General features: G+C 35.1%; 19 protein-coding genes. 14 read left to right on the top strand and 5 right to left on the bottom strand.

The genetic code is table 11. The features are described 5' to 3' along the window. Positions 1-59: 59 nt before the first annotated feature. On the bottom strand, positions 60-1475 hold the full coding sequence (locus H7U19_RS15020) for a TlpA family protein disulfide reductase (RefSeq protein ID WP_186563688.1): 1416 nt from the start codon (positions 1473-1475) through the stop codon (positions 60-62). A gap of 185 nt (positions 1476-1660) precedes the next feature. Here H7U19_RS15020 and H7U19_RS15015 point away from each other — a divergent pair, with 185 nt between their 5' ends. Then, positions 1661-3286 (top strand): ABC-F family ATP-binding cassette domain-containing protein, encoded by a 1626-nt coding sequence (locus H7U19_RS15015; protein ID WP_186563687.1) that lies wholly within the window; start codon positions 1661-1663, stop codon positions 3284-3286. A gap of 1 nt (position 3287) precedes the next feature. On the opposite strand, the gene H7U19_RS15010 is transcribed toward H7U19_RS15015, so the two are convergent. Genes H7U19_RS15010 through pheT form a run of 3 tightly spaced genes read right to left on the bottom strand, consistent with a single transcriptional unit; the run spans position 3288 to position 6893 of the window. Next, the gene (locus tag H7U19_RS15010; protein WP_186563686.1) at positions 3288-3518 is read right to left on the bottom strand and encodes a putative signal transducing protein; all 231 of its coding nucleotides are present in this window, start codon (positions 3516-3518) and stop codon (positions 3288-3290) included. 57 nt (positions 3519-3575) lie between these two features. Beyond that, positions 3576-4445, bottom strand: a complete 870-nt coding sequence (locus H7U19_RS15005) for a phosphatase PAP2 family protein (RefSeq protein ID WP_186563685.1) — start codon at positions 4443-4445, stop codon at positions 3576-3578. 18 nt (positions 4446-4463) lie between these two features. Continuing rightward, a complete protein-coding gene (gene pheT / locus H7U19_RS15000) occupies positions 4464-6893 on the bottom strand; it encodes a phenylalanine--tRNA ligase subunit beta (RefSeq protein WP_186563684.1) in 2430 nt (809 codons plus the stop codon). Between the two features lie 418 nt (positions 6894-7311). Here pheT and H7U19_RS14995 point away from each other — a divergent pair, with 418 nt between their 5' ends. From H7U19_RS14995 to H7U19_RS14970, 6 genes are all read left to right on the top strand, one after another. Continuing rightward, on the top strand, positions 7312-8412 hold the full coding sequence (locus tag H7U19_RS14995; RefSeq protein WP_186563683.1) for a DUF2911 domain-containing protein: 1101 nt from the start codon (positions 7312-7314) through the stop codon (positions 8410-8412). Between the two features lie 295 nt (positions 8413-8707). Beyond that, a complete protein-coding gene (locus H7U19_RS14990; RefSeq protein WP_186563682.1) occupies positions 8708-9961 on the top strand; it encodes a tyrosine-type recombinase/integrase in 1254 nt (417 codons plus the stop codon). 6 nt (positions 9962-9967) lie between these two features. Next, entirely contained in the window at positions 9968-10861 is an 894-nt protein-coding gene (locus H7U19_RS14985) for a hypothetical protein (protein ID WP_186563681.1), read from the top strand. 97 nt (positions 10862-10958) lie between these two features. Next, positions 10959-11258, top strand: coding sequence for a helix-turn-helix domain-containing protein (locus tag H7U19_RS14980; RefSeq protein WP_186563680.1), 300 nt, complete (start codon positions 10959-10961; stop codon positions 11256-11258). Next, positions 11251-11556, top strand: coding sequence for a hypothetical protein (locus tag H7U19_RS14975; protein WP_186563679.1), 306 nt, complete (start codon positions 11251-11253; stop codon positions 11554-11556). The genes H7U19_RS14980 and H7U19_RS14975 overlap by 8 nt, the downstream gene beginning before the upstream one ends. Next, entirely contained in the window at positions 11549-12292 is a 744-nt protein-coding gene (locus H7U19_RS14970; RefSeq protein ID WP_186563678.1) for an AAA family ATPase, read from the top strand. Before H7U19_RS14975 ends, H7U19_RS14970 begins: the two co-directional genes overlap by 8 nt. Before the next feature lie 232 nt (positions 12293-12524). Here H7U19_RS14970 and H7U19_RS14965 read toward each other — a convergent pair whose 3' ends face one another. Then, positions 12525-12752: a helix-turn-helix domain-containing protein gene (locus H7U19_RS14965; protein WP_343069110.1), complete on the bottom strand. Its 228-nt coding sequence runs from the start codon at positions 12750-12752 to the stop codon at positions 12525-12527. Positions 12753-12851: 99 nt separating this feature from the next. Here H7U19_RS14965 and H7U19_RS14960 point away from each other — a divergent pair, with 99 nt between their 5' ends. The 7 genes from H7U19_RS14960 to H7U19_RS14930 all read left to right on the top strand — a co-directional run bounded on the left by H7U19_RS14960 (position 12852) and on the right by H7U19_RS14930 (position 22904). Continuing rightward, positions 12852-13298, top strand: coding sequence for a tetratricopeptide repeat protein (locus H7U19_RS14960; protein WP_186563676.1), 447 nt, complete (start codon positions 12852-12854; stop codon positions 13296-13298). A 626-nt stretch (positions 13299-13924) separates the two neighbouring features. Next, positions 13925-14290 (top strand): hypothetical protein, encoded by a 366-nt coding sequence (locus H7U19_RS14955; protein ID WP_186563675.1) that lies wholly within the window; start codon positions 13925-13927, stop codon positions 14288-14290. A 69-nt stretch (positions 14291-14359) separates the two neighbouring features. After that, positions 14360-14800 carry a JAB domain-containing protein gene (locus H7U19_RS14950; RefSeq protein ID WP_186563674.1) on the top strand — a complete coding sequence of 147 codons (441 nt, stop codon included), beginning with the start codon at positions 14360-14362 and terminating at the stop codon, positions 14798-14800. A gap of 81 nt (positions 14801-14881) precedes the next feature. After that, on the top strand, positions 14882-15079 hold the full coding sequence (locus H7U19_RS14945; RefSeq protein WP_186563673.1) for a helix-turn-helix transcriptional regulator: 198 nt from the start codon (positions 14882-14884) through the stop codon (positions 15077-15079). A gap of 31 nt (positions 15080-15110) precedes the next feature. After that, on the top strand, positions 15111-18002 hold the full coding sequence (locus H7U19_RS14940; RefSeq protein WP_186563672.1) for an HsdM family class I SAM-dependent methyltransferase: 2892 nt from the start codon (positions 15111-15113) through the stop codon (positions 18000-18002). Between the two features lies 1 nt (position 18003). Further along, positions 18004-19251, top strand: coding sequence for a restriction endonuclease subunit S (locus tag H7U19_RS14935; RefSeq protein ID WP_186563671.1), 1248 nt, complete (start codon positions 18004-18006; stop codon positions 19249-19251). After that, a complete protein-coding gene (locus tag H7U19_RS14930) occupies positions 19248-22904 on the top strand; it encodes an ATP-dependent DNA helicase (RefSeq protein ID WP_186563670.1) in 3657 nt (1218 codons plus the stop codon). Before H7U19_RS14935 ends, H7U19_RS14930 begins: the two co-directional genes overlap by 4 nt. The last annotated feature ends 9 nt before the right edge of the window (positions 22905-22913 follow it).

The raw sequence follows: 22913 nt of genomic DNA, 5'->3' as shown, positions 1-22913 counted from the left end.
AAAATTAAACTATAAAAAATCACTTCTAATAAAATTCTAATAAAATATGAGCTAAACAGCTATCGGTTAAGCATGGCTAAAAGTTCTTCTTCAAAACTGCTCTCGAACATGTTTGAGTGTCCATTAACTATAGTACTTTCCTTATCTACCAAAATAACTTTCGTCAGGGGATAAATGGCCAATTGTTCGATGGACTGTTCCGAGTTTTCAAACATATATTCGTTTTGTGGCGAACAGTTTTTCTTTTTTAAAGTAGATTGCCATCGGTCTGTACTGTAGCAATCTATATTTACCGAAATGAAATCCACCTCGGGATATTTTTTGCGCAATTCTTTGGCGCGTTTGTGACTATTATCAAAGAAATCCTTGTACATGTGCGACCAGAAATAAACCACAGAAGGTTTATTAAAAACATTATTGATGCTTACCGAGTTGTTTTCCAGATTAAGCACTTTAACCTCCGGAAATTTTTCACCGGTTTTTAATCGATTCACGGAAGCATTGTACGATACAATCTTATCATTTTTTTTCTTGTCTGTGCCTTTAGCTAAAAGGGATTTCAGAACGATATCGTTGTGTTCCAAATTTTTATTTTTCGCCAAGAAGCTGATGCCGTAATGGTACAACAATTCATTTTTAATGTCGGGATTGATAACCAGACTATCAATAGCCTCGAGCCTACATAAATTGTAGCACAGATCCATCCATTTGAACTTGTCTTTTTTGGAGTGTTCCAAGTGTAAGCCCAAACCTATATTGTTAAAACTTGATCTTAGGAAAGTGATATAGTTGAAATTGTGCTTAAAGAATTCATCGTTATAATTGATGACCTTTCGATAGGCATAAAAATCCTCTGGTAAGCTTTCCATAATGCTCTTTTTATCATAGCCGTAATGCACAAAAGGGTAAATCTCCTTGCTGGAGTAATAGGCATAATCTATGTTGGCCTGAGCAATTTTACTGAACAGTTCCGAGGGTGTATATTTGACCTCGAAAGCTTTAAGTTTGATATTTTTTTCTGCCTTGATGGAATCCAAATGCCTTTCAAAAACCTTTGGGTCTAATTGGCAATATTTGAAAATTTCCTTTTCTTCAATTTCACGCTCTAAAAAATCGTTGATCAAATAATTGTTCTTTTTTGCGCCTTTACCAGTGTAAACTAACGATTCGTCAAAATCGTAAGTATTCAGTCTAAACATAAGGCTATCCCCAGGTTCCAAAAGTACCATTTGCACCTCGGCTCCGTGTCGAAACGTATAGAATCCTGGTTTGAAGTCTTTTTCAAACTTATATAAAAAACGATTTCTACCATCTAACCTGATAGTGTCAATCACTTCTTTGGCGTCATAAAGAATGACGTAGTCCGTATTTTTATTAATTATTTCACCGCCAATAAAAACTAGGTTTTCGGAAGTTTCCCTACCGCAACTTATAAAGGTGAAAACGACGCATACGATGTAGATATAAAGTCTCATAAATCCCTCCTCAAAAAATAGATTTAGTCATCTATTGATACAAAAATAATTTTTGCGTTTATAACTCCCTGTTAATGCGTTGTTAAATATTGTTAGGGCTTTCCCAAGAGGGCGAAAATTAAATGGTATCGACTTTATCCATCGGATGGATTTTTCTATTTTTGCCACAATTTTAAAAGAGGACTATGTTATCAGTTTCAAATCTTTCTGTTCAGTTTGGTAAACGCGTGCTGTTTGATGAGGTAAATACCACGTTCAATAACGGCAATTGCTATGGTATTATTGGTGCCAACGGCTCTGGAAAATCTACATTTTTAAGGATTCTTTCGGGTAAACAGGAGCCTACTTCCGGCCATGTGTCCTTGGAGTCAGGGAAGCGTATGTCCGTTTTGGAGCAAAATCATAATTTATATGATGAACATAATGTTTTGGAAACGGTTTTGATGGGTAATAAACCTTTATTCAAAATTAAAACTGAAATCGATGCGCTTTACGCGGATTATTCGGACGAAAATGCCGATAGGATTGGTGAATTGCAAGTGCAATTTGAGGAAATGAACGGATGGAATGCCGATAGTGATGCGGCTGCAATGTTGTCCAATTTGGGCATCAAAGAAGATTTGCACTACTCGTTGATGGCGGATTTGGATGGAAAGCAAAAGGTACGAGTACTTTTAGCCCAAGCGTTATTTGGAAGTCCGGATGTGCTGATTATGGATGAGCCTACCAATGATTTGGATTATGAAACTATTTCTTGGTTGGAAAGCTTTTTGGCAAATTATGATAACTGCGTGATAGTAGTCTCGCACGACAGGCACTTTTTAGATGCGGTTTGTACACATATTTCCGATATCGATTTTGGAAAAATTAACCATTACTCTGGAAATTATACATTTTGGTACGAATCGTCTCAGTTAGCGGCAAAGCAGAGGGCGCAACAGAACAAAAAGGCCGAAGAGAAGAAAAAGGAGTTGGAAGAGTTTATTCGACGTTTTTCGGCTAACGTGGCTAAAAGTAAACAGGCGACTAGCAGAAAGAAAATGATCGATAAACTAAATATTGCTGATATTCGTCCAACAAGTCGCCGATATCCCGCTATTATTTTTGAGAGGGAGCGAGAAGCAGGTGACCAGATTTTAAATATTGATGGGCTATCTGCATCTTTGGATGGTGAGGTATTATTCAATAAAATAGATTTGAACTTGGCAAAAGGCGATAAGGTTGTTGTGTTTTCTAGAGATTCAAGAGCAACCACGGCGTTCTATCAAATCATCAATGGCAAGGAAAAAGCCATTGCTGGGAAATACGCCTGGGGTGTTACAACAACGCAATCCTATTTGCCATTGGACAATAGCGAGTTTTTCGATAGCGATTTAAATTTGGTGGATTGGTTACGCCAATGGGCAACCACAGAAGAGGAGCGTGAAGAAGTTTACATTAGAGGCTTTTTGGGTAAAATGATTTTTAGTGGAGAGGAAGCGCTGAAAAAATGTAGCGTGCTTTCGGGAGGTGAAAAAGTGAGATGTATGCTAAGTCGCATGATGATGGTAAGGGCGAATGTTTTAATGCTTGATGAGCCAACTAACCATTTGGATTTGGAAAGCATTACCGCCTTCAATAACTCTTTAAAAAACTTTAAAGGAACTGTCTTGTTTACAACACATGACCACGAGTTTGCCCAAACGGTTGCCAATCGTGTGATTGAATTGACGCCTAATGGCATCATTGACCGTTACACCACTTTTGATGAGTATATGCAGGATTCAAAAATTAAGGAACTGAGAAACAAAATGTATGCGGTAACGGCGTAAATTAGGCTTCCAATTCCGAAACGAGGGCTTCCACAATAGGGGTTGCCCTATCAATTTCTTCCTTGTGCACATGAATTTCCTGAAAGCCCTGGATACTGGCTCCAAAACCTGCCAATCTACCAGATTCAGATTCATCTTTTATAATAGCACAAATACCCACATCTTCAAGCGATTTGAAAATACGCTGTACTTCAATAAAATTCCCCGAAAAAACTTTAACGTAATTTGTCATGGCTTCAAAAGTTTAGTTGCCTTCTAAATTTACGAAAATTTCCTGAGATTTACAAAATTAAAAAGTGCCGATGACCCCAATTGTATTAGGTCCAAAGCGAAGATTCCACGCTATTTTTTTTGGTGGTTTTTTATATTCGTAGGCTTCCGAACTGAACAAAAACCTATCGATACTATCTACAACGATGATGCTCAGTGCAACCGAGAACCCAACATCGGTCAGCCAATGCGCACCGTCAATCAGTCTTGAAATAGGAGGAATGGCCCCAATAACACTATAGATGCCTACTTTTACCCATATGTTTTCAAACTGTTTCGCAAGGGCGTGGGCCATCGTCATGGATAAAACCGTATGCCCAGATGGAAAAGAATGGAATCGTCCTTGACTGGAGAAGAGTTTAAATCCGAAAGGGTCTTCGGCCTCTCCGGGTCTTTCCCTGCCCACGGCAGTCTTTAGGAAACTTTGTAAAAAACCACTGGTCACGGAAGAGGAAATAATAAGTACGCTCGTTTTTCTAATCTGTTCATTTTTGGTAAACAAACCGAAACCATACAAGCCAGCATTGGCCATAAAATAATTTTGTGGGCTACCAAAGTACCAACCAAAATCTCTAACTACCCCCGGAAAATCTTCTTGTTGCCTTTTAAAAAAACGCCTTCCTTCTTCGTCAGCAAGGGATAAGGAGGCGGTACCAGCGAGTAATATTCCTAATTTACCAAAGTCGTTACCTTTCCAATACACTGGTCTGGTAAAAGCATGGGCAACACTTCTAGCGGTTTGTTTTGTATCGTGTTTTAATAGGCTGAATGTCGTTTTTTTTGGCTGGGTTTCTCCTAAGGAGTCCTTTAGCTTAGAGGATTGTGCATTCAGTGCCATCGTAGAAAATACAAAGGCTAGTATTGCACTAAAGAACCGAAATGAACCCATATTATCTGTAATTTGAAATTAACGCAACTCGGCCCCAAGTTGCCTTTCAAAATTGTTTTGAAGTTTGCCCATAATTTTATCTATCTGCTTGTCGTTAAGGGTCTTCTTTTCGTCTTGAAGGGTAAAGCTAACCGCATAACTCTTCTTGCCTTTTGGTAGGTTTTTACCTTGATAGACATCAAATAGATTCACATTTTTCAACAATTGCTTTTCGGTCTGTTTGGCAATTTTGTAGATGGATTCAAAAGTGATATTTTCATCCAGCAAAAGCGCAAAATCCCGACGTACTTCAGGGTATTTGGGAATAGGTTTAAAAGTGATTTTGTTGTGTTTTACGATATCCAAAATCGCATCCCAATTAAAGTCGGCACAAACTACCTCTTGAGAGATATCAAAATGCTTTAAGACGGATTTGTTGATCAAACCGAATTCCACAATTTTTGTTTTCCCAAGATTTATAGAAACGCCTTCGCTAAAAAGGTCATTTTTAATTGGCGCTTCATTGTATCTTGAAATCCCTAATCGCTCGAGTGCAGCATTGACAATACCCTTCAGGAAGAAATAGTCGGTTTTACCTTTATTTGTATTTGCCCAGCTTTCTGGATTTTGATTCCCGGTAGCAAACAACGTCAAGTGCTTTACTTCACTTCTTTCACCTGAAAAATTGTGATAGGTCTTCCCGAATTCAAATAGTTTAAGGTCCTGTCTTTTACGATTGATGTTGTAGGACACCGCTTCCAATCCTGAAAACAATAATGACTGCCGCATTACCGATAAATCATTGCTTAAAGGATTCAGCATTTCTATGTTATGTTCTTCTTTCAAGTCTCTACCCAGAGCAACATAATTTGGAGAGGTCAATGAATTTGAAAGAATTTCGAAAAACCCTTGTGCGACCAATTGGTTCCCAATTGTGTTTTGAATTTTGTAATCTTCAAAGCGAGACATGCTGGAAATGGACGCGTTCAACTTTTCAGAGATGCTAATGTTGTTGTAGCCATACACTCTTAGGATTTCCTCGATGATATCCGCTTCGCGCTGTACATCGTTTCTATAGGAAGGTACTGTAAGTCCTAAACCTGTTTCGGTTACGTTATTTACTTTTATGTCCAATGCGGTAAGGATGCCTTTTATAGTTTCCTTTGGAATGTCTTCTCCGATGATTTTTTTGGCATTTTCAAAACTTAGGCGCACTTGAAAATCTTCAATTTTCTTGGGATAAATATCAATAATATCACTAGTGATATCGCCTCCCGCCAACTCCTGAATCAAGAGGGCGGCACGTTTTAGCGCGTATTCCGTAATTTTCGGGTCAATACCACGTTCAAAACGGAATGAAGCATCGGTATTCAGTCCGTGGCGTTTTGCACTTTTTCTGATGCTCACGGGGTTAAAGTAGGCGCTTTCCAAGAAAATGGATGTGGTGCTTTCGGTAACTCCAGAATCAATCCCACCAAAAACACCGGCAATACACATAGGTTTTTCGGCATCGCAAATCATTAAATCATCTTCATGCAATTCCCGTTCAATACCATCTAAAGAGATAAACTTTGTCCCTTTTTCGAGCGTTTTTACTTCAACTTTGTTGCCCGAAATTTTTACGGCATCAAAGGCATGCAGTGGTTGCCCCAATTCGTGCAACACATAATTTGTGGCATCCACCACGTTATTGATGGGACTAAGGCCGATGGCTTTCAATCTATGCTTTAGCCACTCCGGTGATTCATCAACTTTTATCCCCGAAATAGTTACCCCGCAGTATCTTGGCGCCAGTTCTTTGTCAATAACCTCCACATCAATTTTAAGTGTTCGGTTTTCGACATTAAAAGCGCTTACCGAAGGTGTAATCAGTTCCACTTTTATTTCCTTTTGAAAAAGACCAGCCTTCAAGTCGCGCGCAGTGCCGTAATGACTCATGGCATCGGCGCGATTTGGTGTTAAACCAATTTCAAATACATGGTCGTTTTCAACCTGGAAAATAGTTGAGGCAGGTGTGCCGATTTTGATTTTCTCATCCAAAACCATAATGCCGTCGTGCGATGTGCCCAAACCGAGTTCGTCTTCCGCGCAAATCATCCCGTGGCTTTCCTCCCCACGGATCTTACCTTTTTTAATGGTCCACGATTCACCTTCTTCAGTATATAGTGTCGTGCCAATAGTTGCCACGGGTACCTTTTGTCCGGTGGCCACATTTGGTGCGCCACAAACAATTTGTAGTGGACTTTCACCTCCAATATCAACAGTAGTCACTTTAAGTTTATCGGCATTTGGGTGCTTTTCGCAAGTTATAACCTTACCAATCACCACGCCTTCCAATCCACCTTTAATAGATTGGTAGGATTCAATGCCCTCAACTTCCAAACCTAAATCGGTAAGTAATTCACTGGTTTGTTCGGGAGTCCAATTTATATTGATAAATTGCTTCAACCAGTTATATGAAATCTTCATAAATCTTTAGCCTTAAATATAAAAGAATTCCCCGCATGCTTGCATCGGGGTTTCCGCTGAAATTGTCATTCCCGTGAAAACGGGAATCTAAATAAAAGAATTTCGGTTTTTGATCCTAAGATCAAAATGAAACCAGCGAAATACCCTGTTTGTTTGTTCTAGTGATAGTTGGTTTCTGGAAATTCTTTTATTAAGACCGCAAATATAAAATATTGCACCTAGCATTCAAAGGTAGTTTTTAGATTTTATGGTGGTTCGGGGTTTCTATATTACTCCTAAAAGTTTGAAATGTTAAAATGTTAAGGTCTTCTTAAGGAAGCGTTAATTAACAGTTGGGCGCTCATAATTAACAAAACGCTAACATCCATGCGCCCTATAAGTCAATACCTTGTTCACACTAACAACCAATACTTTCATCATGAAAAACTATTATTCCCTCCAAACCTTTCTTCTTTTTTTATTTGTTTGCCTACAGACTTTTGCACAGCTTAATGCCCCGCGGGGTAGCCAAGCCGCCAGTGTATCCCAAACCGTTGGGATTACTGAAATAACCATTAAATATTCAAGACCCAGTGTGAACGACCGTGAAATATGGGGAAAACTGGTGCCTTATGGCATGAACAATCTTGGTTTTGGTACAGCAGAGGCATCTCCATGGCGGGCAGGTGCTAATGAAAATACGACAATTAGTTTTTCAGATGACGTGACTATCGAAGGAGAGCCTTTGGCCGCAGGAACTTACGGATTTCATATTGTGGTTAAAGAAGACGATACTGCCACTTTAATTTTTTCAAATAATTCTACGGCATGGGGTAGCTATTTTTACGAGCCTTCCGAAGATGCTTTAAGAGTTGATGTCGTTACTAATGAAATTCCACATACCGAATTACTGACCTTTAGTTTTAACGAAGTTTCGGCGAATTCAACAACGGCATCATTAAATTGGGAAAAGAAACAAATCCCATTTAAAATTGGAGTTAATGTATCTGAAATTGTATTGGATAGTTTTAGGCAACAGTTGCAGGGTCAAGTTGGTTTTACAAGGCCAAGTTGGGAGCAAGCGGCAAACTATGCATTAAATAATGATGGCGATTTAAATGAAGCCTTGGGATGGATAAGTGATGCCATTGAAGGAAAGTTTTTCAGCCAGAAAACCTTTAACAATTTGCAGATTAAATCGAAGATTTTGGATAAGATGGGCAAGAAGGAAGAGGCCGAAAAACTGGCAAAGGAATCCTTGGAACATGCCACAATTTTCCAAATACATCAGTACGGCAGGACTTTAATTGCCAATGGTGAAACCGACAAAGCTTTGGAAATCTTTAAAATGAATGCCTCAAAAAATAAAAATATGTGGCCCGTAAATTACGGATTGGCAAGGGGCTATGCCGCCAAGGGCGACTATAAAAAGGCTTTAGGCTATTTAAGAAGTGCCCTTAAAAATGCACCAAACGATGCCAGTAAAGGCAGGGTGCAGGCCAATATTGAGAAACTAGAAAACGGACAAGATATCAACTAATTACAACTGAACTGGATTATCACTAAACTTCATCAATCAAACCAAACTATCAGTTGTTAAAACCCGGCCAGTAATGGTTGGGTTTTTTGTAGAAAAAAGAAACCCATAACTTTCGTTATGGGTTTTTCTAGCGGAGAAAGAGGTTACTGAATTATTTATATCTAAATATCGGTAGATTGCCATAAATACTGATAATTTCTAAAATATTTATTATTATTTTTATAACTCGTTTTAGGTGTAAAATATATCTAAATATAACATTACTTACACCTAAACTGACACCTCTATTACATTCATGAGAAGTACATTTAATTTAAAAGAGTCCAAAAAAGATGGATTAACTTCAATTAGACTAATAGCCTATTTTAAGGATGAAGATAAGAAATTTGTCTATTCTACAGGAGAGGTTATTCACCCCGAGGATTGGGATTTTGAAAACAAGCAACCAAAACATTTGACAGGAAGAACAAAAAAGTCAAATGAGATGAGGACTATCAAACATCAATTAGATCGTTATTCTAAGCTATTTACGGAATTAACCAATAGGTATAAAGTGCTTAATCAAGACATAACTATTAAAATGATAAGAAAAGAGTTTGACCATCATTTTAAAAGGGTTAAAGCTGTTTCTAACCGCTTTTTCGAAGTTTACGATATCTTTCTTCAAGAAAAGAAAGAAGATCAATCTGGAGAGGCTAATTCAACAACTACGATTAAGAGGTATGAATATAATAAGAAGTTATTACAGGACTTTCAAGAGTATTCAAAATCTCAAATTCATTTTAAAAATATTAATGACAGCTTTTATAATAACTTAATTAATTATTGTGTAACTGAAAAAAAGCATGCGGTCAACACGCTTAGTCGTAATATAGGATTGTTCAAAACTTTTATGTATTGGGCATTTAATAATAATCATACCTATAAAGATGATTTTAAGAATTTCAAGAATATTAAAAAGGAGGTTACTGAGGAAATTGCCTTAACTCTGGACCAGGTTAAAGAAGCGTATGAACATGATTTTAGGAAAAATAAAAGGCTAGAACGAGTTCGGGATTTATTCGTTTTCGGTTGTGCAACCGGAATGAGATATTCCAATTATTCTTTAGTCTCAAAAAGTGATGTGTATAATGGTCATATTCACATTAGGGATAAAAAGAACACAGATAAATTATTATCGATTCCTTTAAATGATTTTTCAAAGGCAATATTGGAAAAGTATGATTATGAGTTGCCTCTCTTGGCAAATCAAAACTTCAATGATTACATAAAGGATGTCTTTGAAGCTTTGGGGTATACCCAAACTATCAAGAAGACAGCAAAGATAGGCAACAAGGTAATCGAAAAGGAAGTTCCGCTTTACAAAAGAATTTCGAGTCATACCGCAAGACGAAGTTTTATAACCATTATGAAAAACAATAAAATTCCTGACAAAGTAATCATGTCTTACACTGGCCATAGGTCCTTGGAAGTATTCAACAAGTACTATAAACCCAATGAAGATGATAAGGTTGATTTTATGAATTCCGTATGGTCTAAACTAAATTAAAAATTTATGCCTATTGATTTTAATAGAATAGAAGAGATTGCTGATAGTTGCAAAATTATTTCAAATAGTCCATCATTAGATGAAATTAGAAGGGATCAGGAATTGTTTAAACTTAAGAAAGAAGCAATAGATATCTTTAATTCTAAAGACCTAGAAATTTATGTTAATGAAATACTGATTTATGTTTATGACAATGCTTTAAAATTGGCGAAGAATCATTGGGAATTAACAAAGGAGGAATTAAAGTCAAAATACCCTTATTTAAATAATCGGGATTTAAAGAAGAAAGCTAAGGAAATTATAGCTGACGAGTTTGCCAATGATGGCTCTTTGTTGTGTGAGGGGTTTTCTTACTGTAAAGTCTCTGAGAAGGATGATAAACTACTTAAGCTATCTCAATTTATTATTCAACAAAATAAGCGTAAAACATCTTTTACAAAAGGATTAAACAATATTCTAAATCTTAAGCTTGATTTTGAAAATACTATAGCCTTGAATTATTTAATAACAAACAATTTTCTTGAGCATAATTCGGAAGCTATCGAGATACGTATGCTTTTTTATGGGGGTAATTCTCAATTTCAAAAGATTATAGGGTTTTTAGTATATAAAAAATACGTTCATGAAGTGGAAGAAGCTTTCAGATGGGTTCGGCCACCAGAGGGCAATAGTCTTAAAGCGATTAAATCCCTTGAGCATTTTGCAGCCTTTCTTATCAAAAACAATTTCATTTCTCCAGACTACAGACAAAATCAATTAACTAACACTTTAGGTAGTTTTTTTCAACTTAAAATACATAATCAAAATGTTTCAACAATTCTCAATAAATTGAATTCTAATTCCATATCTCATAAGGATCAAGACTATCAAGATTTATTCATTGACTTAAAAAAATTATAACTAGAGTTAATTAGTTTAATTAGACTAATTGAAATTCAATACTTTTTTATATCGAATAATAGAAATTCGCTGGTAAATAATTTAAAAATCAGTGAATATGAATACTTCTCAAAAACTTCTGCAAATTGAAGGCCTTGACTCAAAAGAGTTTTTCGAAAGAATGGAAAGACTCTTTGATAAAAAACTCACCAAAATTCATGAAAACAAAACTCCTGAATTTTACACTGTAAAGGAGTTAGTAAAAATAATTGGTTGTAGCGAGCTAACCATTTACAATTATATAAAACGCGGAATTCTACCAGCTTCAAAATTTGGTAGAAAATATCTGGTAAAAGAACAGGATCTGAAAGAAATTCTGAAGGTAGTTAAATCGTTGAAATACAAACGCCATGCCTGAATTTCTGACTATCAACTCAGTTAAGGGCTTGCCATTATCTTTCGAAGGTAGGGGTGAGGTGAAAGGCTTTGTTTTTAATCAAATTGAAAGTTCTAAAGGAGGTTTTATTTATGAGGTAAACTCTGGAGCAAATATGTATTATGAGGTTTTTAAAAGAGTAATTAATTACAGGTTTAATTGCGTTTCCTATCCAAGATCAAAGTCTTTTGGAATATGGGCATGGACCTTTATGGATTTGAATAGCGCTAGGGAAAAGTTTAATGAATTGGGTAAATTTAAAATTGATAACTATGGTTGATGTAAAAGAATTATTGGTTAAGTCAGAAATAAATCCATTTATGTCACTGCCAGTTTATCCAACGATTTTAAGCATAAATGGAGTGAATTTTGGAACTCGCGGAGATTTTTCATGTATAGTAGGAAAGCCCAAATCTAGAAAGACATTTTTGCTAAGCTTATTGGAATCCATTTGCCTGTCAGAGAACCTATCACATGGAGCAATTCAATCTTTTATAGGTGATTCTACAATTCTTCATTTTGATACAGAACAATCCAATCACTATGTTCAAAAGTATACTAAGCGAGTCTATTCGCTTTTAGGAAGACAAGGTAATATTCCAAATTTTAAGGTTTTTTCGCTTAGAGAATTTGATGCAAATACGAGAGTAGAAATTATTGAAGAAGCCCTGGATACATATAGAAACATTTCCTTGGTTGTTATTGATGGAATAGCAGATTTAGTTAATGGTTATAATGATGAAACCCTTTCTAATTCAATTGTAGGAAAGCTAATGAAATGGTCCAAGGACTTAAATATTCATATAATTACGGTTATTCATCACACTAAATCAAGCGAAGAGCCCAAAGGACATTTAGGAAGTTTTATAAGTCAAAAAGCAGAAACCGTTTTACATGTAAATACTCCAAGAAATAACTCTACTACCACCGTTAAATCTCAAAATTCACGGAGCATTGAAATTCCAACATTTGAATTTATTGTTGATTCTAATGGGTTGCCTAGGTATAAATTTTGAAAAATATTTAAATGCCCACCCCCCTATAAGGGGGGGGGTGGGCATTAATTAAATACTGTATTGTGCTTATTGTCTAATATTTCAATGAAATGGCATTTTTTTAAACTTTTTCTTAAAAAGAACTCAATATACCCATGAATTGAATATTATTTAAAATTTGTAACTTCATGAGTCTTAAATTGAATGTTATCGTGAAAGGAAATTATATTAGTAAACAATCTTCAAATAATAACTAAAACTCAAACAAATCTTTTACGGGAATTTCCAATGCTCGAGCCAAGGCATTAACAGTGCTGATTTTTGTGTTTATCACACCTCTTTCTATTCTGCTTATCTGGGAATACTCCATATCAGCCACATGAGATAGATCTTCCATACTCATCTTTTTGGACTTTCTTATTCTCCTAAGATTAGCTCCAAAATCTTTTATAAACGCTTTATCATTGGCTGATTCACTCACAATGATAAATGTCGTTACAATATAATCTTTATATTATGGCATACTTGCCATATTTATTTATCTTTGAAATCAACTTTAACTACGTTTTAAACCTTGCTTATGAAAATTATGTTTAGGTATTCAATTATTGCATTCTTTTTTATTGCAATCTGCTCTTGTAAAGATAAAGAGAAGAGTAATGTTCTGATAATCAATCCAGAAAAAGCAAAAGAATATTTTGAATCTGGAATATCTAAAATGAGTTATAATGATAATAGAGGGGCACTATTAGATTTTAAAAGGGCTTTAGAATATAATCCTGAATATTATGAAGCTTGTTTGCGAGCAGCAAAATGTAATCAATCTCTTGGAAATGATGTTGACGCAGGAAGATATTATAGTACAGCTATTTCAATTAGACCTGATTCTGGAGAAGCATACTATTTGAGGGGTGTAAACTTACTTTCAAATCCAGAGGGAAAAGATTCTGCTTGTTATGATTTCTCTAAAGCCGCGGAATTAAATTACCCTAAAGCTAAATACGCAATAATAATGCATTGTAACTAATAATTTATAAACCTGAATCATAACCACTTACGAAAAAAAGCAATTCTACGTATTTACATGTTTTCAATTACAATTATTTCCTCTTCATCTGACAGCGACAACAGAGATAACTCTAAAGATTCTGTTCTTGGGTTAGGATAAATAAAGAGACTTTTTAATTAAAAGAAAGAAGAAAGCTTTCTAAATACGATAAACTTGATGCATTTGAGTTTTTAAATAGCATTTGTGCTTAAGTGTGCTTACCACTAAATCATGGCCCACACTAATTTCATTTTTGTGGTACGCCCCCTTATAAGTGATGTTTAAAAAGAGAGTCCTTTTTAAAACGCTCCTCTTTAGATCTTCTTCTACACTAGCTAATGCCTTAATATTTTCTTCCTTGAGAATAGAATAACTCCTCATAATCCACCTGAAATGTGCAGCAGCTTTTTCAACAAGCCTGCAAGCTATTGGGGGATTAACAAAATTACAGGTAATCTATTAGTCGTCATTTTAATGCCAATTTTTTAACCTTTAGTACATATTACAATTTATTTAAGTTTTAACACCCTTCTGTGTTTAGGTTTTCCAATTAAAACTCAGTAACGAGTATTAATTAATAAAGTCCTGGAAACAGGCAGATAAAAATGAAATTTAAAGTAAAAGGTAGGCGATTTTGCCGAATCCCTGATGTTAAAACATTGCCCTATAAAATGGGTTTGATGGTCTTCCTAAGTCTTCTAGCAATAGGGGTCTTAATCGGTGCTACTATTGCAACTTATGTATTCTTTGGAACTATTACTTTGGCTGGTTTAATTGCAATCATTGAAAGCAATAAATACCTCAAATTTATCGCTTCAAAAAGTAACAAGCTACTGGACATAATAATCTTTATGGGCACACTCTACGCTACTCTGTCGCTAGGTGTAACAATCACGGCATCCTTAACCTTTGCAGGGCTAGGATACACCTTAGTCTATGCACCTTGGTTAAGATTAAGAAATAACAAATAGAGAAGAAATAGTTTATAATTAACCAAAAGGAGATGTTTAAAAGCATCTCCTTTTTTATTTAAAGAAATCATGAAACACATTATATCAGAAATAAAACTAAGTTATAAACCCAACCGTTTAAAAGATGCGCTGAAAATAACCCATAGTGAAGTTGCCTATCAAGTAATCCTAAATAATTGGGACAAAGACACCTTAGAGCTCCAAGAAGAATTCAAAATAGTACTGCTCAATAACTCTAATGAAGTTCTAGGCATATATAGCCTCTCTAAAGGCGGGTTGACTTTTGCTCCCGTAGATTTAAGGATAATGTTTGGTGTAATTCTAAAGAGCGGCTCTATGGGCTTCATTACGGTTCACAATCATCCTTCCGGAAAACTAAAACCTAGTACACCAGATGTTAGCCTTTACAAAAAGATTAAGAAGATTGCCAATTTCCACGATTTAAACTATCTGGACAATCTTATAGTCACTTCAAAAGGGTATTATAGTTTTATGGACGAGGGATTATAAAATTTTTCAAATTATAATATAAAACAAGGTATTTATATAAGGTCAAACACTATATTTATATCTTAATATATCTCTCTCCCTATGAATAGAATTAAAGAAGTTTTAGAAGAAAAAGGCATTAAGCAGGTCTGGTTAGCTGAAAGGCTTGGCAAAAGTTTTAACACTGTAAATGGCTATGTTCAAAATAGAGCCCAACCCAGTTTGGAAATATTGTACAAAATAGCCAAGATATTAAAAGTGGATGCTAAAGATCTTTTACAAGAAGTGCCTAATAGCTAATTATTGCTACAGAATAGAACCAATCAACTAAATGAAAAAAAACATAATTAAGTTAAGTCAGCTGGAAAAATTCCTAATGAAAGCAGCTGATATTTTAAGAGGTAAAATAGACCCTTCAGAATACAAAGAATACATTTTTGGAATGCTATTTCTCAAACGAATGTCAGATGTATTCGACCAAAAAAGAGAACAACTTCGCAAAAAAGATTTTGCACATTTGGATAAGGAAATTGTTGATGAACTGCTAGAAGACAATGAAACCTATGGGGAGTATTTCTTTGTTCCAAAAAGAGCAAGATGGCACGAAGGTTTTATTGATGAGAATGGGACTGAAAGATCACCAATAAAACACTTATCAGACAATATTGGGCAAATGCTTAACAAAGCATTAGATGCTATAGAGGAAGCTAACCCAGAAACCTTAACAGGGGTCTTTAAAGGGCGTATCAATTTCAACCGTGAAGTAGATGGTAAACAAATTGTAAAAAACAAGGACCTAAAAGATATGATTGACCATTTCAATGAGTTTCCTGCATTGGTCAATGAAAACTTTGAGTTTCCAGATTTATTAGGTGCTGCTTATGAGTATTTGCTAAAATACTTTGCAGACGAAAGCGGTAAAAAAGGAGGGCAATTCTATACGCCTAATCAAGTGGTAAGATTATTAGTTCAGTTATTAAAACCTGAAGAAGGGCATTCTATATACGATCCTACAGTGGGTTCTGGTGGTATGTTAATCCAAGCACATTCCTATGTAGGTGAGCAAGGTCAAGATGCAAATAATTTAGAGTTATTTGGTCAGGAGTCAGAACCTTCTGTTGTGGCTATATGTAAAATGAATATCATTCTACACAACATATCAAAATATACTATTGAATTTGAAGACACTTTAGAAACACCTTTAAATGTTAGAGGTGGCCAGTTAATCCAGTTCGACAGAGTAATAGCAAATCCACCATTCTCTCAAAATTACTCGAGAGCAAATATGGATTACCCTAACCGTTTCCCTTATGGTTTTGCACCAGAAACAGGAAAAAAAGCCGATTTAATGTTTGTGCAACACATGTTGGCAAGCTGTAAAAAAGATGGAAAGGTAGTAGTTGTTATGCCTCATGGTGTATTATTCAGAGGTGGTAAAGAGAAAGAAATTAGAGAGAATATGTTAAAGCCAGAAGCAGATGTGTTGGAAGGTGTAATAGGTTTACCACCACAATTGTTTTATGGTACTGGTATTCCAGCTTGTGTAATGGTTTTTAATAAAAACAAACCTGACGAACTTAAAAACAAAGTATTCTTTATTAATGCCGATAAAGAATATGCGGAAGGAAAAAAGCAAAATTCGTTACGACCAGAGGATGTAGAAAAGATTGACTTTGTCTTTACTAATAAAATCAACGAACCTAAATACAGTCGTTTAGTAGAGTATAGTGAAATCGAAAATAATGACTTTACACTAAACATTAGACGCTATGTAGATAATACTGCTGAACCTGAACCTGAAGATGTAAAAGCACATTTAGTGGGTGGTATTCCAGTAGGGGAAATAGAAACAGTGCAAAACGGACAATGTCAAAAATTCAACTTCATTAGTGATAAACTCTTCAATGATAAAAATGGAAACTACAAAGTGTTTGATATCGATGAAAAGTCAGAAATAAAATCATTAATAGATACTGATGAAAATGTTGAGAAAACCTTATTAGATTTAGGTTTACAATTAGCAGATTGGTGGCAATTGGCAAAAGAAGATTTTTCTACGCTTGCACCAAAAATAGAAACTTCTATCAGTGAGGAAGATGCTGTTAACGAAGGTATCACTAATTACGTAACACTAAACAACACCAAGCTACCAAAGGTTAGGGAAGAATTATTAACCACTATCAAAGAACAATTTGTGCCTGTAGGTGTGTTGGACAAGTTTCAAGTGGCTGGCGTATTTGTAAATTGGTGGGACAACATTAAATACGATTTAAAAACCATTATGCAAAACGGTTGGGATGCAGGTTTAATTCCAGACGAATATTTAATTGAAGCTTATTTTCAGAAAGAGGAACAGGAAATTGAAGATTTAGAAATAAAACAATCAGAAAAAGAAAGTGCTTTAGAGGAAGCGGTTGAAGAAGCTATAGAGTTGTTGGAGTATGAAGCTGATGAAGATGAAAAAATAACCACTGCTATAGCAAAACGCGAGTTAAAAACAGAAATCACCTACCTAAAGGAAGAAAAGCTCAAACCAGAACAAGCCAAACCTTACGAGACTATTGATGCTAAAATTAAAAACCTTGAAAAGCAAATAAAGGAAACCAAAGCAACCTTAAAACAAAAGCAAGAAGAGTTAGCCCTTAAACTGGTAATTAAACGCTACGGTGTAGATGATGAAAAAGAAACAGCGAACCAGTTAGTTAAAACTACTAAAAAAGACTTAACAGCATTAGATAGCAATATTGAAAAGGTTATTAGTTTCTTTAAAAAGGATTTAGCAAATACAACATCTTACGATGCCATAAAAAAAGCTACCACAGCATTAGAAAAAGAACTAAAAAAGGATAAAAACAATCCAGAGAAGTTGCAACAAGTATTAAAGGCTAAAGCTAGTTTTAAAAGTATTACCAAACCCTATAATACGGCTTTAAAAAATCTTGAGATTTTAGAAGAAAAACTAAATAGTTTAGATGCCTTGTTAAAAAGCATTGGAGGCGTGATTTCCGAAGAGGAATCTCAAAAATTAATCCTTAAAAAGCATTTCGATTTAATCAACACCCAATTACAACGCTACTTAAATACCGAAAAGCGCATTCTGGTAAGTGCGTTTGAAAACCTTTGGGATAAATACGCTGTATCGGCTCAAAGCATTGAAAACAAACGAGAAGAAACCATGCAGGAGTTAAGCAATTTTTTAACCGCTTTAAATTATTTGGATTAATATGAAAGAGGTTAAAGTAAATATTCCTGATGGATGGAAATTAAAAAAACTTGGTGCTGCTTGTGAAATTAAAAAAGGTGTTCAATTCAATAAGATTGACCTTTCAGATTATGGAATGTACCCTTGTATAAACGGAGGAATTGAACCGTCTGGTTATTCGGATCTATGGAATACAAATGAAAAAACAATTACGATTAGTGAAGGAGGTAACTCTTGTGGTTACATAAACCTTATAACAACCAAGTTCTGGAGTGGTGGTCACTGCTACTCTTTATTGGATTTAGATAAAGAACTTGATAATGGTTTTCTATACCAAGCTTTAAAAGGAAGACAGCATTTAATAATGGACTTACGTGTTGGTTCTGGCCTTCCAAATATTCAGCAGAAGGCAATTAAAGAATTTGAATTTTTAATTCCAGAAAACCCAAAGGAACAAACTCAAATCGCCAGCATTCTATCCAAAGTAGATGAAGCTATTACACAAACCGAAAAACTCATTGCTAAATACCAACGCATTAAAACAGGTTTAATGCAAGACCTCTTAACGAAAGGGATAGATAAAGATGGTAATATTCGTGAAGAAGCAACACACCAATTTAAAGATAGTCAATTAGGGCGTATTCCTGTGGAATGGAACATTGAAATTCTTGATAACTGTAAAATGAAAGGTACTTCTATTACTTATGGTATTGTTCAAACTTTTGAACATATTGAGGATGGTGTACCGGTTTTACGAACAATTGATTTAGGGGAAAATGGTATTAACCCATTAAAAAATTTACTTCGTACCAAACAGTCAATTTCAGATAAATACAAAAGAACGATTTTATCAGAAAATGATATAGTTTGTAATGTGAGGGCTTCAGTAGGGGATTTTAATCTTGTTAGCTCTGAATATATAAATTGCAATACAACGCGAGGTGTGGCTAGAATTTGTCCTAATAGTGACTTAAACCCAAATTATTTAGTTTGGTTTTTGAAGTCTTACAGAAATGAAAGGCAGATGGAACTGTTGATAAAGGGAACGACCTTTATTGATATTAACATTTCTGATTTAAGGCAAATTTGGATTTTACTACCTCAAATAGATGAACAAAATCTTATAGCATCAAAGCTAGATAAAATTCAAAAATCATTTAGATTTTATGACACACAACTCTCTAAACTACATTCTATCAAAAGAGGCTTAATGCAAGATCTCTTATCAGGTAAAAAAAGAGTAACGCATTTAATAAAACAAACGGTATGATAAAACATCTTTCCATCAGGGTAAGCTGGCACGACAATAAATGGAATGGGGCTATTTGCAAGCATCCATCCCAAAACGCCTATTGCTTAAACTTACCACGTATTTATGCAGATAAAAACGATAAAGAAGAAGATAAAATAGCAGATAAGCATTGGAGTACCTTGCAACAAAATCAGTTACCACCTTGTAAAGCAGAAGGTGCAAGTTTTATGAGTGCACTTAAATACAACCGTACATTTCAGCATCCATACTATAAACCCAATGGTAAAGACGTACCACACAATGCTTTAAAACCAACAACTATATCAGTGCCACCATTCAGCAGTTTTGCAGTGCCTTTCTGGTGGATGTTAAGAGGTAATCAAAATACAATAAAAGAACAATATCCTGATATTCCCAGAGACCAAAACCCACCTTTTCCATCATCATGGGTTTACACCTATCAAACACAAGAGGCTCTTCTAAAACGTTTTTTTGAACCTATAAAAGAAAATTATTCTTTGGTCATGTATTATGCTAAAGGAGCAAATCCTGTAGATGAAGACAGCAGAAGGTTAATTGTTGGTATTGGCATTGTAAAAACAAAATCGAAAATACTTAAATACGAAACCAATGCAGATTATACCTATCCGTTATGGGATAGATTAATTGAACATGGTATTCGTCCTAATGAGACTTCAAGTGAAGGAATTCTTTTGCCATATTATGAGTATTTGGAACTACCAGAAGATTATGTTCTTAAAACAAAAGAAGGCAAAAAAAACAAACAAGACCTTCTTAACGAGATAAAACTCACCTTACAAGAAACAGCGAGCAGACAAGAGGTTATAGACGAGTTTACTTATGGTAGTGAACATGTAAATGATAGTTCGGCTTTGGTGGTGTTAGGAAAGTTGAGAAGTATTGTTGAAAGAATCAAAAGTCATGGTATAGTAAAAGATCTTTGGGAACATCACATACAATGGATAGACCGTCAAATAGGAAAGGTTAAGGAAAGTATGGGACCGTTCCCATCCTTCGGCAATGCCCTGTTGGCTTTAGGTTTTCAATATGGTCATTTATTGGAAGAAGACTTACGGAACAGCAAACAGTTAGCTGTTAAAGACAATCCTTGGGATGCATGGGAAGATGCTATTAATGGAATTATTAATTTACAGAATAAGCCTTACGCATCAGACCTGCCACATTTTAGGGATATTTGGTTAAATGAAAGTACCGAAAGAAAAAACCTGTTAATCCTATTATCACGATTTGAACTGTCTGATAAACAGATTAAAAATTGGTTTGATAGCAAAACCAGAAATAAGTTAGGTTATAAAACAACAGATGCAGAAATTTTAGAAAACCCATACAGAATTGCAGAATTAGATGAAGGTGATTTAGAAAATTATCCAATAGCAGTAGAAACTATAGATAATGGATTATTTGAAGATAAAGCCATTCAGGGCGAAAATGTTCCTAATAAACCACAATTGGTAGATTCCCCATTAGACCAAAGACGAATAAGAGCCATAATCACACAAGTCTTAAAAAGAGCTGCAGAAAATGGCGATACGTTGGTATCTGTAAACGAATTGACAGAAACCATAAACACACTCAATCTTCAAAGAGCTACAGTCTTACCGGTAAACTATATTATAACCAATATAGAGTTTATAAAAGAACAACTCAATTTTATAAACCGTGGAGAAATTCAAGCCTTACAGCTCGAAAAGTATAATGAAATTGAATCCTACTTTAGAAAGGTATTGATAGCAAGAGCCAAAAGAGCGTTAGAAGGAATAGATGAAAATTGGGAAGCACTAATTAAAAGGGTTATTGCTAATAATGGTATTACATTTAATGGTAACAATCCAAAACATATAGCGGCATTAGCAGACCAAGTTACAGCTTTACAAAGGTTGACAGATAGGAAAATTTCTGTGCTACACGGTCCTGCTGGTACTGGAAAAACTACGGTGCTGGGAGCATTATTTGGATGTAAAACCTTAACTACTGAAGGAATTTTATTGTTAGCCCCAACAGGAAAAGCCAGAGTTAAATTGGGTAAAATGGCAGGTGGTGAAGCTTTTACCATAGCGCAGTTCCTAAACAAGCAAAATCGCTTTGATTGGAATCGAATGAAACCCCGATTTACAGGTAAAGAAAAATATAAGGGTGAACAAAATGTAATTGTGGATGAGTGCTCTATGCTTACAGAAGATGATTTGTACGCCTTAATGCAAGCGTTAGATTTAGGCCATATAAAACGGCTTATTTTAGTGGGTGACCCATATCAATTGCCACCAATTGGTGCAGGAAGACCATTCGCAGACTTTTGTACTTTTTTAGATAATCTGGAAGAAGAAGACGAAGATTTTGAAGCTTATGAAGCATTGGCAAGATTAAAAGAAGTAGTTAGAAATGTTGATGGAGAAAATTCAGACACCTTAACATTGGCCTCTTGGTACTCGGGATTAAAACCATCAAAAGATGCCGATTCTATTTTCCAAAAGTTAGGTAGTAATGAGTTGTTAAATGATTTGCAAGTGACAAATTGGGAAGACGAACAATCATTGATTACCAAACTTAATGGGCTTTTGATTGAAAATTTAGACTTAAAAGGTGAAAAGGATTATGTAACCCTTAATAAGGTTTTGGGTGTTGAAGGATATAATGTAAACACAGATAAAATAGAAGCATTTCAGTTATTAAGTCCGGTTAAAGCACCTTATTGGGGATCCTATAATTTAAATCGAACCTTTCAGCAACAATTTAGAAACGGTTTAAAAGGAACGGTATCAATTGGCGAGTATCAATTAGGACTTTATGATAAGGTAATCCAAACAGTTAATGAATGGAAAGATGGATTTCCTGGCGGTGAACCCTATCAATTGTCTAACGGTCAATTGGGGTTGGTAAAAGACACCAGAAAGGGGTTTGCTAATGTGGTTTTTGCAGGTGTTGATAATAAGGTAACGTTTGGTTATAAATCACAAGGACAAGCAGATAATGACTCAAGTAATTTGGAATTGGCATATGCAATTACAGTTCACAAAAGCCAAGGAAGTGATTTTGATTTTGTGTTCTTGGTTATCCCAAAAACCGGAAGGATTATCTCAAGGGAATTAATATATACGGCTTTAACCAGAGCAAAAAAGAAGCTTATATTATTGGTTGAAGGAGATACACCACACTGGATTATAAACCTATCCAAACCTCAATATTCTGAAACGGCAAAACGTAATACACATATATTCTCTTATTCAGTAAGGGAAGAAAAACATAGTATACCTTATGCAGAAGGGTTGATTCATAAAACCAAAAAAGAAGGGTTATTAGTCAGAAGCAAATCAGAGGTTATAATAGCAAATATGTTAGTGGAGAAAGAAATAGATTTTGAATATGAACGTGAATTTATTGGTAAAAATGGGCAAAAAAGAATACCTGATTTCACCTTTATTGATGCAGCAGGAGATATAATTATTCTTGAGCATTTGGGAATGATGTCTTTACCAAGTTACAGAGCCGATTGGGAAAAGAAACTTCAATTTTATAATGATAATGGCTATAAACTAACAGATAACCTATTTACAACAACAGAGAGTGAAAAAGGAGGTATAGATTCAATTGCAATTGAAGAAGTAATCAATAAAATATCTAAACTGATTTAAGCTTTAAAA

This window comes from Hyunsoonleella aquatilis, assembly GCF_014270105.1.
Taxonomy (GTDB): Bacteria; Bacteroidota; Bacteroidia; order Flavobacteriales; family Flavobacteriaceae; genus Jejuia; species Jejuia aquatilis.
The sequence above is the reverse complement of the archived record's forward strand: the minus strand, read 5'-3'. Positions and strand labels throughout refer to the sequence as shown.

Bases quoted from the DNA above. Each gene is read 5' to 3' on its own strand.
- H7U19_RS14950 (WP_186563674.1), top strand. From the start codon at position 14,360: ATGAAACACATTATATCAGAAATAAAACTAAGTTATAAACCCAACCGT.
- H7U19_RS14975 (WP_186563679.1), top strand. From the start codon at position 11,251: ATGCCTGAATTTCTGACTATCAACTCAGTTAAGGGCTTGCCATTATCT.
- pheT (WP_186563684.1), bottom strand. From the start codon at position 6,893: ATGAAGATTTCATATAACTGGTTGAAGCAATTTATCAATATAAATTGG.
- H7U19_RS14995 (WP_186563683.1), top strand. From the start codon at position 7,312: ATGAAAAACTATTATTCCCTCCAAACCTTTCTTCTTTTTTTATTTGTT.
- H7U19_RS15020 (WP_186563688.1), bottom strand. From the start codon at position 1,475: ATGAGACTTTATATCTACATCGTATGCGTCGTTTTCACCTTTATAAGT.
- H7U19_RS14935 (WP_186563671.1), top strand. From the start codon at position 18,004: ATGAAAGAGGTTAAAGTAAATATTCCTGATGGATGGAAATTAAAAAAA.
- H7U19_RS14990 (WP_186563682.1), top strand. From the start codon at position 8,708: ATGAGAAGTACATTTAATTTAAAAGAGTCCAAAAAAGATGGATTAACT.
- H7U19_RS14960 (WP_186563676.1), top strand. From the start codon at position 12,852: ATGAAAATTATGTTTAGGTATTCAATTATTGCATTCTTTTTTATTGCA.
- H7U19_RS15010 (WP_186563686.1), bottom strand. From the start codon at position 3,518: ATGACAAATTACGTTAAAGTTTTTTCGGGGAATTTTATTGAAGTACAG.
- H7U19_RS14930 (WP_186563670.1), top strand. From the start codon at position 19,248: ATGATAAAACATCTTTCCATCAGGGTAAGCTGGCACGACAATAAATGG.
- H7U19_RS15005 (WP_186563685.1), bottom strand. From the start codon at position 4,445: ATGGGTTCATTTCGGTTCTTTAGTGCAATACTAGCCTTTGTATTTTCT.
- H7U19_RS14970 (WP_186563678.1), top strand. From the start codon at position 11,549: ATGGTTGATGTAAAAGAATTATTGGTTAAGTCAGAAATAAATCCATTT.
- H7U19_RS14955 (WP_186563675.1), top strand. From the start codon at position 13,925: ATGAAATTTAAAGTAAAAGGTAGGCGATTTTGCCGAATCCCTGATGTT.
- H7U19_RS14940 (WP_186563672.1), top strand. From the start codon at position 15,111: ATGAAAAAAAACATAATTAAGTTAAGTCAGCTGGAAAAATTCCTAATG.
- H7U19_RS15015 (WP_186563687.1), top strand. From the start codon at position 1,661: ATGTTATCAGTTTCAAATCTTTCTGTTCAGTTTGGTAAACGCGTGCTG.
- H7U19_RS14945 (WP_186563673.1), top strand. From the start codon at position 14,882: ATGAATAGAATTAAAGAAGTTTTAGAAGAAAAAGGCATTAAGCAGGTC.
- H7U19_RS14980 (WP_186563680.1), top strand. From the start codon at position 10,959: ATGAATACTTCTCAAAAACTTCTGCAAATTGAAGGCCTTGACTCAAAA.
- H7U19_RS14985 (WP_186563681.1), top strand. From the start codon at position 9,968: ATGCCTATTGATTTTAATAGAATAGAAGAGATTGCTGATAGTTGCAAA.